We start from the raw sequence: 14,019 nt of genomic DNA on the forward strand, positions 1-14,019 counted from the left end.
GAGTAGGGTTCACATCGGAAGCCTGTATCGGTGGATTCCTGGCCCCACATTTTCTTTCTCACGACCGTTTGGGAACTCGATGGTGGCTGAAGTGTTAGGTGGAACCCGGACATTCATTTCAAGCGTCCTACCGGTGAGCGCCCACGAGCTCGATGCTGTGCCATAGGCGGTCTCAAGTGTGGCGCTGGCTGAAGTCAGGGGGCCACCGGGAAGGGGACGGACGAAGAAGTGCTTGTATCCCGGTTGGGTTGGATCCGGAGCAAGCCCGGCCACGCGCTCATACATCCACTGGCCGATGGCACCGTAGGCATAGTGATTGAAGGAATTCATGCCCTCCGGGTGGAATCCGTCCTTCAGCGTAAAGCTATCCCAGCGCTCCCACATGGTGGTGGCACCCTGATTGATGGAGTAGAACCAAGACGGATAGCTTTCCTTGAAGAGCAGGTCGAACGCGACTTCCGGATTGCCGGTCTCTTCAAGCACCTGAGCGATGTAGGGGGTGCCGAGGAAACCGGTTCGCAAGTGGCCATCGGCCTCATTGATTAATCGCAGCAGGTTCTTTTCGGCACCTTTCATGAACTTCTCGGGAATGATATTGAACTCGAAGGCGAGGATGTAGGCGGTCTGTGTTTCCGGGGCGTTCTTCAGCTTGCCCTGCTCATCAAAGTAGTGCGTGGCAAAGGCCTGCTTCACGGCCTTGGCTTCGGTCTGATACTTTTCCGCGTCGGCGGTTTTTCCGAGAACCTTCGCGGAGTCGGCAAGGATCTGGGTGCTGTAGGCGTAGAAGGCGGTGCCTAGCAGTTCAAAGGGAGTATTTCCCTTATTGTCCTTCGCGTAGGGCTGGAGCCAGTCCCCGAAGGCGCTGATCTTGTGAATCCGGTGATTCTTCGCTTTCTTTCGATAGAAGCCGACAAGGCCTTCCATCATCTGGTAGTTTTCGGAAAGGATCTCCTTGTCGCCGGTGCGGACATAGACGTTCCATGGAATGATGGTCGCGGCATCCATCCAGCCAGGACTGTCGGGGCCGGCGAAGACATCGGGAATGACGCAGGGGATTTTTCCCGAGGGCAGTTGGTCGTCGCGCATCGATCCCAACCAGCTCTTCCAGAAAGCATGGGAGCCGTAGTTGAACATCGAGGTTGAGCAGAACGCCTGGGCGTCACCGGTCCAACCCATGCGTTCGTCCCGTTGAGGACAGTCGGTGGGGATATCGAGGAAGTTGCCGCGCTGTCCCCAGAGGATGTTTGACTGGAGTTGGTTGAGTTTGGGGTGCGACGACTCAAATTTGCCGATCCTCGGCAGGTCGCTGTGAAGGACGAGACCTGTCACCCAGTCTTTCTGAGGACTGATGTCCTTCTCGAAGCCAGAGAGCTCGACGTAGCGGAAACCGTGGAAGGTGAAGGTAGGTTTCCAAGTAATAGTGCCATCTCTGGCAGCGGTGTATTGGTTCGTCGACTTGGCGGCACGGTAGTTGTCGGTGTACATCGTGCCGTCGGGATTGAGCATCTCGGCAAAGCGCATGGTGATCGTCCGGCCTTTCGTAACCGGAATGCGGATCTCGGGGTAGCCGACCATGTTTTGGCCGAGATCAAAGATGAAGCGTCCCGGTTCGGGCTCGGTCAGTTTCTGGGTTGCAATTTCCTCGATCACCCTAACAGGTGCGAATGGCTTGGGTGAAAGAACGGCGGAACCGAGATCAGGGTTTGCTTTCACCTTGGCCCATGACCCGTCGTTGAATTCGGCAGTGCTCCATCCATCGATCTCCAGGTTGGCATCGTAGTTCTCACCATTATAGATGCTGGACGAGCGAATGGGGCCATCGAAGGTGGATGACCAATCTTCATCCGAGATCAAGGTGGATGAGGATCCGTCGGCGTATTGGACTTCGAGCTGAAGAAGCAATTCCGGCTGGCTGCCATAGCGGTTGGACTCTCCACGGAAGCCGATCTTTCCTGCATACCATCCGGTTCCAAGCATGGCTCCGATGGCGTTCCGACCCTTCTTGAGAGATGAGGTCACGTCGTAGCTCAGGGTGTCGATTCGTTTCTGATAAGATGTCCAACCCTGGGCAAACTCATCACGTCCGACCTTCTCACCGTTGAGATGAATTTCGAACAAGCCGCGAGCGGTGACATGGAGTCGGGCTTGCGTGACCTCCTGCGTGATAGGGAAGCTGCGGCGCAGCAAGGAGGTGGATTCCAGCTCCGGAAGATCGGCGCCTGGTCGGATCCATTTGGCGGTCCAGTCCTTGGAACTGAGGAGTCCGAGTTCGAAGCTGGCTGGCTCGCTCCATCCTGATGGCTGACCATCTTCATCCCGATAGTCGACGCGCCAACTCAAGCTCTGGCGGGAACTCAGCGGCTTGCCCGCGTAGGGCACCAAGACCGACTGATCGGATTCGATCCAGCCACTGTCCCATAGTAATTCATGGTCTCGAACTTCGACTCGATAGGCTGTTTGCTTCTTAACTCCATCGGGCAGCTTCCACGAGAAAGTCGGCGTGGCATCATGAAACCCAATCGGATTGGTGAAGCCTTCGCCGACTGTTAGGGAGATGGCGGGTGATCCGGCAAGTGCGTAACCCGCGTGGAGGGAGATGAAGAGAGTGGTGGCTTTGCTGAGCTTCATGAAGTAGCCTGTTAGGGTGAGCTTGTTGATCTGGATGGTTCAATCAGGAAGAACCTCCATGGCCTTGGCCAGTTCCTTCCGGTCGCTGTCTGAGAGTTCTGTAAGAGGGTAGGGAACCCATTGGCCGCGCACCTTGAGCTTGATGACATCGCTTCCCGCTTGGAAGCGGGCTTCGGCCCTGATGGTTTCTCCATTGTAGTTCTTCCAACTGCGGAGCGGAATGGGGATGCCGGGTTCGGGCTCCGGGCTTGGCTTGGGGTCCGGCTCGGGCTCGTCTACGAGCAGTTCTCCAGAATCCTTTGGATTGATCGCGGCACCGGTGACGAGGATCATGGCGTCGTGGGTGACCGGCTTGGCGCCGAGATACATGCCCCAGCGAAAGCCGGTTTCGCCCTTGGGGCGATCGTAGCTTCCAGCGCCCTCCAGCTTGCCGTTGAAGTAAACCTCGTAATCGTGGCCGTTCTCGCGGATCCGGATGTGGAAGGGTTTGCCGGTCATGTTACTTGCCAGCCGTTTGTCTTCGCCGCGGCGATGGTTGAGGTTCACATCGCCATTCTTGTTCATGTTGATCATGACAGACCAGTCGTTGATCGGATTCTTGGCCTGGAAGATCGAGCAGTTGTGCGGCTTGATGATTGTGTAGGTGGCGACCCATTCCTGCCAGCCGTCTCCTTTCTTCCATTTGAACTCGCTGAAAGCCTCGATCCGGGCGGCGAGTCCGCGGGAGTTGCGGACATTTTCCTCGTCCTTGAAAAGTCGGAAGATCTGGGTGTTTCCATCCTCCTGATACCATCTCGACCACTTGGAGAAATCCTTCCGTTGAATCACGCTGTTGCCCAGGGTGTGGATCATGATGTCCTGGATCAAGGGGCGTCGGGCATTCGGGCCATCCTTGAGTAGCTCGTGGTTGATCGAAATTTTTGCGCCCTCGAATCCGGTTGCCGAGTTCTTCCCTCGGGGCAGATCGCCGCTTTTCATCACCTCTTCGAAGGTCGAATCGGAGCCGTTTTGTGTGTAGAAGTCCCCTGTGCCAGTGTGCCCTCTTTCGATCAGAAAGAATAGCCCTAGCAAGAAGCTCAATCTCCTTGAAATGCGAGGGTTGGAACGGTTCATCGGCTGGGTAGGATTTTTTGAAAGCTGGTATTTTCAATGAGTATAGCGGACCCGTCTCAGAGAGGTCATGTCACAGGATCACGTGACACTTCGAGGAGTCCGCCGAAAGGAGGCTGGCTACAGTTCCATGAGTTTCAGGTTTCTCCACAGAATGGTTCCTTGCTTCCCGCCGTGAACTTGGAGTCCGATGAAGCCTCTGGGGTATTCGTTCTTCTCATCGACCCAGTGGGCGGCAGGCTTGCCGTTGATCCAGGTCTTGAAGACGTTTCCCTCGACCTTGACGGTGATGCGGTTCCAGCCGCTGCGGTCGATGATGTTTTTGAGGGCTTTGTGCTCGGGGGATTTGAGCGGATAGAACCATCCACCGCATGCCTGCCCGTAGATGCCGCCGGACCAGCCGCGACCATTCTTGGCCAAGTCTTCCATTTCCACCTGTGGCCCGAATACCACCTCTCCTTGATTGGTCTTGCGGATGCGCGAGCGCACTTGGACGCCTGAGTTGCCATCGACCTCCCACTTGCTCTCACAGGTAAAGATGAAGTCGGCGTAGTCCTTGTCGGTGCAGAGGAAGGTGCTGGGGCCCTTGCTGCAGGTTCCAACAATCAGGCCATCCCTGACTTCGAACTTCATGGTTCCCTGCTTGGTGTTCCATCCGTTCAGCGTCTTGCCGTCGAAGAGAGAAACGAAACCTTCCTCCTTCAGGTCGGGTTCCGGGTCGGTGTTGATGAGTTGGGTTTCCACTTTTGGTGTGGATGCCTGCTTTCTGACCGGGTCGGCGGTGAGCAATCCTGTGGAGCCAGCGATCACGCCGAGAAGGGCGAGTGTTGCGAGTTGTCGTTTCATGATTGAGTAATGGTGAAATGGTAGAGTCCGGACCCAACTTCGTGCTTCAGCCAAGTCTGGTTGCCTTCCTTGATGATGTTGATTTCCGTTTCTAACACTTTATTATCTTCGCTGAGCACTTGGTCTTTCTTGTAGGGGAAGTAGAGCGTTGCTTTCGAGTTCGGAGGGATTTCGACGGTCCACTCGAATTGATCGGCGCTGCTTTTCCAGTCACTTCGGATGCTGCCATAGGGCGACTCCATGCTTGTCTTCGCCCACTTGAGTTCCGTGGTCAGGTGGGGTTTCAAGGTGAAGTGTTTGTAGCCGGGTTGCTCGAAGGTCGGCTGGATGCCGCCCACGGACTCGTGCATGAAGGCGGTGAAGCCACCCTGCATGGGGTGGTTGAAGGAGTTGCGATAGATCTCCTTGTCCCACTCGAATTGCCGCTCGGGCCAAGTTGAGAGGCCCTGGCTGAGAATGTACGCGGGACCGGGGAAGGTGGTGTCGGTGAGCATGCGGTAGGCGAGGACTTCCTGATCGTTCTCCGCGAGGACGGTGTAGAAATGGCGCAGGCCATGGATGCCGCATGAATGGTGTCCGTCGTGGAGTTCCTCGATGTCGTGCAGCAGCGCCGCCATGCGGTCGGCGACCTGGTTCTCTGGTGTCATGCCGAAGCGCAGGGCCATGACGGTGGCGGTCTGGCTGCCGTAGTGCTGGTGCTTCGAGCCCTTGACGGGCTTGAGCCAGGTCTTGTGGAAGGCGCGGTTGATGTCTTCGGCTTCCTTGAAGCACCAACTCGCATACTTCGTGTCGCCCATTTTTCGAGCCATCTTGCCGGTGATTTGCAGGGCTTCGTAGTAGAAGGCGGTGCCGGAAACGTGGGGATGGCATTCCATGTATTCCGGAGCGGCTTTTCGATCCCAGCGTGGCGGACACCAGTCGCCGAGGCCATCAGCGATGATGCCGTCCTTGTTCTTGAAGCTCCCGTAGTAGGTGATGAAATCCTTGATGTTAGAGTAGTGGTGCTTGAAGACATCGAGTTCGCCGGTGTGCAGATACATCCGCCAGGGGACGATCACGTAGGCGACGGCCCAGTCGATGTTGCCGACGCGGTTGGCGCGCTTGCCGGGGGAGACCATGGGGGGCACGCCGGGACGATTCTTCAGGACTTTCCGGACCCGTGCATCCTTAGTCAGGCTGTCTTCGATATCCCACATGAACTTGGTAAAAAAACGACTCATGTCGTAGCTGTAGAAGCTGATGTCGGCGGCGGCGTGGGCGTCGCCAAGCCAGCCGCATTTTTCGCGGTGTGGGCAGTCCTCGGGGATTGAGTGCCAGTTGTCCTCCAAAGTGAGCAGGCTGGCCTGATACTGCTTGTTGAGCATCTCGTCCGAGCAGGAGAAATCGCCGGTGCGGCGGATTGCGCTGCGGATCATGAGGGCCTGAATGCTGTCCTTCGTCGGTGGTTCCTTCAGTCCGCTGATTTCGACAAACTGGAATCCGGTGTAGGTGAAGCGGGGCGACCATGATTCCGGGCCGCCGCCCTTGCAGATATACCAAAGTTCGTGATCGCTTCCCGGCGCGCCGCCCATGGTTCGCATGTTCAGGCTTTTGCCGTCCTTGTTGAGGACTTCCGCCGGGACGATCTTGATCAGGTCGCCGGCCTGCTGATCGACGGTGATCCTAACCGAGCCCGCGATGTTCTTGCCGAAATCGACGATGTATTTGTCCTCACCGATGGGGATCACCTTGATCGGATCCAGACGATCCATCACCTGAATCGGCGGGATCAACTGCGAGCGGAGTTTGTCGTCGGGGCAGGGGGATGGTTGCTTGATGGCGGTCTGCCATCTCGAGTCATCAAAACCGGGTTTCGACCAATCAGGGATCTCGAGGCGGGCGTCGTAGGTTTCGCCCCAGTAGATGTTGTCGAAGATGATCGGGCTTTGGGCGGTCTTCCAATCGGTGGTGGTGGCGAACTCCGCGCGACTGCCGTCCTGATAGTCGATCACGAACTTGGCCCGCACCGAAGGTTTACCGTATTTGAATGCGGGGTTAAAAGCGAGGTTCTGGCCGTAGAAGCCATTGCCGAGCCAGATGCCGAGGGCGTTGGTTCCGGAGGTGAGATGCTTCGTGATGTCGTGGGTGACGTAGAGCGTGTGCTTGTTGTAGTTCGTCTGACCGGGATCGAGCAGGTTTTCGCCGACCTTGCTGCCGTTGATGTAAAGTTCGAAGTAGCCGACGCCGCTGACGTAGGCTCTGGCGGACCGGACTTCCTTGTCGAGGGCGACTTCCTTGCGCAGCAGGGGGGAGGGGTGGGAATCGAAGGTCTTCTTTGTCTGAAGCTGCTCGCGCGCCGTGTGCTCCGAATGGTGGGTGTCCCCGTCATGCCCGATCCACTCCGAGCCTGCCCAGTCTCGGGCATCGAGCAGGGCCATTTCCCACGATGCGGTTTCGGACCATTGGCCCACTTGTCCATCCTGATCCCAGACTCTGACTTTCCAGAAACAACGCTGGCGGCTTTTGAGCGGGGATCCGGCATACGGGATGAGAACCGATTGCGCCGACTCCACCCGGCCACTGTCCCAAAGGTCGGCTTGCTCACCATTGAGCAGATCCAGGCTGCTGGCCGCCAGGATTTGGTAGGCCTTCTGAGATACATTTCGTGCCCCTGGATCGTTCGATTTGAGCATCCAACTGAAACGCGGCGTATTGGTGTCGAGATGGATGGGGTTTACCAAATGCTCAACTTTCAAGTCATGGATATAGACTGGTGTCGCTGAAGCAGCGGCCATGATGATGGAAAATATCAAGACTAGTGGAAGGAGGTGGGAGCGTTGTCTTAATTGCACGTCGAAGAAGTGGGTTTGTGTTAGGGGTAACTGGAGGGTAGGATGTAATTCTGTTATTGCTTGGTCATACTGCTTTCACTCGGGTCGCTTTTTATGGTTCGGTTTGAATTTCGGGTCAAAATCAGGGTTCAATGTGGAAGGAATATCCGCGCCCGTTTCAACTTGCCACTTCCTCAAGGATTTCAACATTTCGCTTGCTCGCTCTGGATGTTGATCGGCGAGATTGTTCTTTTCCCCGATATCCTCCTTAAGGTTGTATAGCTCCACGCTTCCGGTCTCAAAAAACTGCATCAGTTTCCAGTCACCCTTGCGCACAATACTGCATGGAGTCGCGCGCCAGTGCATTCTGTCCGTGCCGTAAACCGGCTTTACCTCCACAGAGCCGCTCAGATACATCGGGTAGTGCCAGTAGATAGCCCGCTGGGCAATCGCCTTTCCCTTCATCAGCGGAACGAGTGAGACCCCATCCTGCGGCTGACGTTCTGCATCTGGCAACGAAGCTCGCGCCAACTCAGCAAAGGTTGGCATGTAATCCACGCCCGACACGGGCGTATCACAAACCGTCCCCGGCCTGATGGATCCCGGCCAGTTCATCACGAGCGGTACGCGAATGCCTCCTTCATAGAAGCCTCCTTTGGAACCTTTGAGCGGTGAATTCCAGGTTGCACCACCAAGTCCTCCGTTATCGGACGTGAAAATAAGCAGGGTGTTCTCGGCCAGTCCATTCTCCTTCAGGGCCTGCCAAATACGCCCGACAGAGACATCCACCGCCTCAACCATGGCCGCGTACACCGGATTCCAATCCTGACTCCATGTTTTGGAATCCTTCTTTTTTTGATACTTTTCGACCACGTTTCTGCGCGCATTGATCGGGACGTGCACATCCCAGTGGCAGAGGTAGAGAAAAAAGGGATTGTCTTTATTTTCAGCAATATAGTCCACCGCTGCATCCGTTATCCACTCGGCCACGTTCTCGTCTCCGTAGAGCCTGTTGTCCATTTCCAGACCAGCACCCCGCCCATCCGTATTATTCTGGTCAAATCCCTGGCCATCACGTCCAAGGTGCCACTTTCCAAGATGAAGGGTTTTGTAGCCAACCTGCTTCAGCATTTCGGCCAGCGACATCACCGACGGATCTAGACTGGTGGTTGATGCAATGGTTCCATCACCCTTTCTATTTGATCGATTCGGCACCAGAAGCCGCATCCACTCCGGCTCGCCCTTCGCCACCATTCCGGGCTGCCACATTTTCGTGCGGGTCGTATACATTCCGCTCATCATACAGGATCGGGAGGGCAGGCAGTTGGCCGCCCCGGGGTAGCCCATTGAAAACTCCATTCCCGACTTGCACAGTGCATCAATATTCGGGGTTTCGTAAAATTCCGCCCCATTATAGCCCACATCCGCCCAGCCCAAATCATCCGCGATGATGAATACAATATTGGGTTTTCCGGCCTGCGCCGTGGTAGACCCAACCAGAAGTAAGATTAAGCATATCGAGTGTTTTATATTCATCACAATTTTTTCCTTCTTTTAGACAGCTCTGCGTTTGATTCCTTCATCAGGAATTCGCGCTCCGGGCATTGTGTGGAGTCTGCGGTAGGTATCTGTTTATTTTTCCAAGTTCTTCATTGTCGGACCAAGCACCCGGTTTAAGTGCCCTCTGCCCAGAAAAATTATAGGAGCCGGATCCGACACGATGTGCCATGCGGCCATCCGCCTGCTTAATTCAGAGCGCGGAATCACCCTTCCACCTTCAGTGACTTCACCCTTGCTAGCAAATGTTCATGCTTGATTTGGTTTTTTGGTTTTGGGTTTGTTTTTCAAATTGCTCTCCAACGGGCGGCTTATACGAGCAAGCGCTGTAAAGCAGGCTTGGTTTCGGTGGCATTAATGGTGGTCTGAGTTATTGGTCGAGTCATGGCCCGGTCACCTGGAGGTGGATGAAGCGGCGGCCATTGCTTGCGGCAGGGACGGTTACGACGCGGTTCTCCATTTCACTGTTTCCTGGATTCGCAGGATCCGGTGAATCGTTGACTCCTGCGGAGCTCCATGAGTCAGGCAGCAGGCCGTCGCTCCACTCGACGGTGAAGGTCATGCCATCGGCAAGCGCAGCCTTGCTGCGGGAGTAGCGGAACTCGAGATTGCCTCCTTTCATGGTCAATGGCGTGGAAACCAAGGTGCTGGCATGCGGATCCTGGCCAGTCGCGAACTCGAGCAGGTTGCTTTCTCCATCGAAGTTCGCATCGTAGGAATCTGCGGCGATGCCCGTTCCCGAAATGAAGGCGGGGCCGAAGTAGAACTCGCGCCAGGCTTCAATCGCGGACAGGGACAGCGGCGCCGTGAATCCGGAGATCGCGAGATTATCGAGGAACAGATGGTGTCCCGCACTGTCTTCCACACCGCCTTCGAAGGTGATCCTGATGGCCGCCGACTCTCCGACCTCGAGCGTCCGGTCGGCGAGTTCCGTGAAATAGAGATCGATCTGGTCATGAGTGTCATGGGTGCCGGGGAGCGTTCCCGCTTCGTGGTTGATTTCCTCAGCCGAGGACTCGAACACGCTGCCCGTGGTCATGTCACCGCTCACGACCACCAGCTCGTAGCTCCTCGGTGCGTTGGGACGGAAAGCGAGCACATCCATGTGGAAACCATCGAGATTCCAGGCAGTCGAACCGTTGTTCGTCAGGGTGAGCGTGATCTCCGCCTCTTCCACACCATTGAGGGCCGTCATGTTCGCTCCCGCTCCGGATGTCGCGCTGCTGGCGGACGCACCTCCGCCATCAAAAGTCCCCCAGGTGCCGTCGCCGCTGGAGCCACGACCATCGTTGCTCTGGTCGCTGTTGCTCCAGTTCCCATCAGTGGAAGACGTGGTGACCGTGGTCGAGATCCCTTGTGCGGTCACGCTCGCAACCGGAGCCGTTCCGCTGGACCAATGGTCCCATCCCGCGACCACTTGCATACCGAACGCCGGGTTGCCCACCGTGATCGTTCCGGTGCCGGTGAAGTCGGCGCTGCCCAGCCCGGAGAGATCCGCAGGCGTGTAGATCCCATCGGCGACCGCACAGCCACCCAGACTCAGTCCGGAGATCGTCCAACGATTCGAACCCACCCTGACTTCGGTTCCGGGAGCATCCGCCACGCTGAGCATGGCATCCTCATCCCAGTCTCCCTGGATCTCCAGAATGCCACCCGCCGCGACTTCGACATCCGCGCTGCCGACCGCGCCGCCTTGCTCGAAGATCAAGGTGCTGCCTTCCGCCACTTCCCACGTGCCCGAGAAGGTATTGCTCCCATTCGCAATCGTGATCGAGCTGAGACCCTCGCCGCTTTCCTGTGCCTGGATCCGACCGCTTCCCCCGATCCGCGACGACACCTTGAGACTCCGGTCAATGGGGCTGCCCCCCGAACTTCCATAGGTGAGAAAGCGCGTGAATCCGGAGTTGGTGATGGCTCCGCCAAGCGCGTTGGTGACTGACGATCCGGTTCCGGATGTTACTTCCACGAAGTCCCCCGCATCAAAACTCGCTCCGCCTTCGAGAACCAATTGATCGATGGTGTTCAACTGGCCGGAATCCTCGATCGCCCGGACCTGGAATCTTCCCCCCGCCTCGACCGTCAGCGAAAACCCGGGAAAGGTCGAGCTGCCGCCCTCGCCACGCAGGTTGCCGGTGTTCGGAACCAGGTAGTTGAATCCCGCGTGCGGTGGCTGGCCATCCTCCCAGGTGCTCCCGTCCCCCACATTCACCGGGCTACCCAGGGCTGCCGTGGCCATCGGGATGGTCAGCGCGTAAGTTCCACCGATGACATTTGCCACCTCGGCCGCGCTCAGCGCACTGCGATAGAGCACGACGTCATCGATACAGCCCTCAAAGTGCTCATTCACCTTCGAGCCCGAGCCATCGTCGTCGCCGCCAATCAAGAACGGAAGCGGCGAGCTTTCGTTGTAGTTGATCGTGACCGGAGTTCCCTGCGCCACGCCATCGACATACCATCGATAGCTCGTGCCTTCCTTCACCATCGCATAATGATTCCAACTCGAAGTGGCGATCTGATTGGGATAAATGTAGTCTTCAATACCCGCCGCGCTGCCGGTATTGGCGAATGCCGCCTTGCTCGACATGAACTTGATGAACTCCAGGGTCTCCGACCCGGTGCCTCCATAGCGGTTGCCGACCATGATCGAACCTGAATGCGAGCCGGGCGCCTTCTTCGCCCACCATGCCCAGGTGAAATCATCCGTGTCACTCAGAGAGTAGTTGAAAGCCGTTTGAATCCGGTCGTCGGTGCCATCGAAGACGACATGGCTGCCGCGAGTGGCGTCGCTTCCCCAGGACGCGCCGTTCAACAGCGAGGCTTCGGAGCCGAATCCGGAAACGTCAGCCGTCGATGTGCCCGAGCCCTCGTCGAGAGGCCAGTGCGCCACCAGTCCGGCGGTGGGTCCCGGCGTGACCAGGACTCGATCATAGCTCAAGGCCTGTTCCTCGCTGATCAGCCCAACGGGAGTCCGTCCCTCGAAGAGATCCCGTTGCTCGATGAGCGAGAGGGCCAGCGAGAACATCGTGTTCTCATATTCGGATCCATCGGGGGAGGTCTCCGGCAGGAAATCCGGCTGGGGGCCGTAGGTGATCACCATGAAGGCAACGTCATCCCGGCGGATGAAGTCGGTGTTTCCCACCATATCGGTGGAAAGCCAGCGCATGAAGACACGCATCGCTTGAAACTCACTCTGACTGCCATTTTTGCCGAAGGGCACCTGGAACTTGAAGCTCTTGCTTCTCACCTGTGGATTCGCCAGCGCCCAGTCCAGAAAATCCTGTCGGCTCCCGCTGTTTTCGAACCAAAGCTCCGCCCGAGCCTCGATGGAGACTCCGTCAACAATGGCCTTCTCCGAGAAACTCCGGGCGCGTGCTCCGTTGTTGCGCACGTTGCTAATGATCCGGACATCCGCATGGCCGTTATTGTCCATCCAGTCGCGCAGATCTTGTAAATCTTGATCGCTCCACTCTTCCACAGGCAGAGTCCGGTCTTCCCCCGGTTGGTTGTCGAAGGGCATGATCCACTTGATCTGACAGCCGAGATTTCTCTCCCTCTTGAACTTCGTGACCAAGGCATCCGGCAGAGGATCCTTTCCGGCTCCGCCGAAACCATCATACTGGAAATGCGTGCGCGGAAACTCCAGCACGGCCTCGTTCTTGGCCTTGGGCATGCACTGGACGATCGCCTTCCACTCGGTCCCGGTGTTCCTTTCGGCGCTCGGCCTTTGGGCATCGCTCGTGTTGGTGTTCATGCCCTCCATCAGCTCCGCCACCATTTCCCACTGATCCTTGAACTCGTCGTGGGAGCCTTTGGGTATGTAAGGCAGGCCGAACCAGACTTCGTAACCAAAGCTCACTTGGGCGGCGAACACGGCCAAGAACATCGCGACGGCGGCTTTCATCTTCCTCATTATCGTCATGCGCTTCGTGGTCAGAGTTAGGGCTGCAGGCGTGTGACCACCCGGTTCATGAGGGCTTCATCCATCGCCCCCTTTTCAATCGTATCTTCCGCCCAAGCCATCGCCGCCTCGTCGTCCTCCGACAACCAGACTTTGAACGCGAGCGAAACCAATTCTTCGCGCTCCTCAGCGACGAGATTCTGCGCCAACACCCACTGGCCGGCTTTCACGGGGTCCTTGCGGGTCCACTTCACCACCACCCGGGACCGGGTGACCGACAGTTCATCGGCACCGAGTTCCTCCAGTTGATCCAATCGAGCCAATGCCCGGTCGGGATCCTGATCCACCAGCATCCAGGCACTTTCCGCGATTGCAATGGCCTGATCATCCGAAGGCAAGGTCGGGACCCAGGCATCAAACAGAATCTCGTGATCACGCTGCAAGGTTCTGGCGAGCGACTTGAGAGTGAAATTCCGCCTCTTCGGCTCCTCGACTCTGCCCAAGGCATCCTCGAACACAGTCCGCTCCCCACTCGCGGCACCGCCTCGCGCAAGGGCTCCGTAGATCACATCCGGCGAAACACCCGCGAGTTCCCCTTGTTGCAGAAACGCCAGAACCTCTCGTGGCGCCCGCCCCGCCCAATCTTCCAGATAGAGCTCCACTCTGGATTCCCTCCGATCCGCAGACAGTGACGAAGCGGCGATCGCGCGAAGGGCGGCGGCGGGATCAAGATGATACCACCGCTCGAACGCCGCCAGCTTCATTTCATCTCTGAAACCCACGGAATACTCCGGCGTGCCGTCACTCAGGGCCAGCAGCGCCTGAACGTCTTCAATCGATGCTTCACGCATCAAATCATAGAGCACCTCCAGCCAATCCCTCTCGTCGGCCTCCGCAAGATGCGCATCCAGCTTTTCCGCCAAGTGCGAATGCTTGTCTCCACCTTCAGATTTCAATGGGCCCCGATCGGAGGCGGGGGGGGCAGGTGGTGAATCCGTATGGCTGCCGAAGCCGGAGTTTGTCTGAGACACATCCGATTGAGGTCCCGGCATGAAGACAAGCACGGCCATGCCGATCACCAGTGCGGAAACACCGATCAGGACGGATTTACTATGCTTGCCGGAGGACATGGGTTGAATGACAGGGCGACAAGCGCCGTGAAGGATTTTA

General features: G+C 57.2%; 7 protein-coding genes. All 7 read right to left on the reverse strand.

Annotation, left to right across the window (positions count from 1 at the left end):
* Positions 1-9 precede the first annotated feature (9 nt).
* A complete protein-coding gene (locus ACFQY0_RS02060; protein ID WP_379708566.1) occupies positions 10-2,628 on the reverse strand; it encodes a family 78 glycoside hydrolase catalytic domain in 2,619 nt (872 codons plus the stop codon).
* 39 nt (positions 2,629-2,667) lie between these two features.
* A complete protein-coding gene (locus ACFQY0_RS02065) occupies positions 2,668-3,606 on the reverse strand; it encodes a hypothetical protein (RefSeq protein ID WP_379708568.1) in 939 nt (312 codons plus the stop codon).
* 252 nt (positions 3,607-3,858) lie between these two features.
* Complete coding sequence (locus tag ACFQY0_RS02070) at positions 3,859-4,584, reverse strand: 3-keto-disaccharide hydrolase (protein ID WP_379708570.1); 726 nt, start codon at positions 4,582-4,584, stop codon at positions 3,859-3,861.
* Positions 4,581-7,358, reverse strand: a complete 2,778-nt coding sequence (locus ACFQY0_RS02075; RefSeq protein WP_379708572.1) for a family 78 glycoside hydrolase catalytic domain — start codon at positions 7,356-7,358, stop codon at positions 4,581-4,583. The genes ACFQY0_RS02070 and ACFQY0_RS02075 overlap by 4 nt, the downstream gene beginning before the upstream one ends.
* 132 nt (positions 7,359-7,490) lie before the next feature.
* A complete protein-coding gene (locus tag ACFQY0_RS02080) occupies positions 7,491-8,930 on the reverse strand; it encodes a sulfatase (RefSeq protein WP_379708574.1) in 1,440 nt (479 codons plus the stop codon).
* Between the two features lie 403 nt (positions 8,931-9,333).
* Positions 9,334-12,852, reverse strand: a complete 3,519-nt coding sequence (locus ACFQY0_RS02085; protein ID WP_379708576.1) for a LamG domain-containing protein — start codon at positions 12,850-12,852, stop codon at positions 9,334-9,336.
* Positions 12,853-12,887: 35 nt separating this feature from the next.
* Positions 12,888-13,979 (reverse strand): hypothetical protein, encoded by a 1,092-nt coding sequence (locus ACFQY0_RS02090; protein WP_379708578.1) that lies wholly within the window; start codon positions 13,977-13,979, stop codon positions 12,888-12,890.
* Positions 13,980-14,019: the final 40 nt, after the last annotated feature.

The organism is Haloferula chungangensis (genome assembly GCF_042664875.1).
In the GTDB taxonomy this organism is placed as follows: domain Bacteria; phylum Verrucomicrobiota; class Verrucomicrobiia; order Verrucomicrobiales; family Akkermansiaceae; genus Haloferula; species Haloferula chungangensis.

Excerpts from the sequence above, each read along its gene's own strand:
- ACFQY0_RS02060 (WP_379708566.1), bottom strand. The coding sequence starts at position 2,628 with ATGAAGCTCAGCAAAGCCACCACTCTCTTCATCTCCCTCCACGCGGGT.
- ACFQY0_RS02065 (WP_379708568.1), bottom strand. The coding sequence starts at position 3,606 with ATGAAAAGCGGCGATCTGCCCCGAGGGAAGAACTCGGCAACCGGATTC.
- ACFQY0_RS02070 (WP_379708570.1), bottom strand. The coding sequence starts at position 4,584 with ATGAAACGACAACTCGCAACACTCGCCCTTCTCGGCGTGATCGCTGGC.
- ACFQY0_RS02075 (WP_379708572.1), bottom strand. The coding sequence starts at position 7,358 with ATGGCCGCTGCTTCAGCGACACCAGTCTATATCCATGACTTGAAAGTT.
- ACFQY0_RS02080 (WP_379708574.1), bottom strand. The coding sequence starts at position 8,930 with ATGAATATAAAACACTCGATATGCTTAATCTTACTTCTGGTTGGGTCT.
- ACFQY0_RS02085 (WP_379708576.1), bottom strand. The coding sequence starts at position 12,852 with ATGAAAGCCGCCGTCGCGATGTTCTTGGCCGTGTTCGCCGCCCAAGTG.
- ACFQY0_RS02090 (WP_379708578.1), bottom strand. The coding sequence starts at position 13,979 with ATGTCCTCCGGCAAGCATAGTAAATCCGTCCTGATCGGTGTTTCCGCA.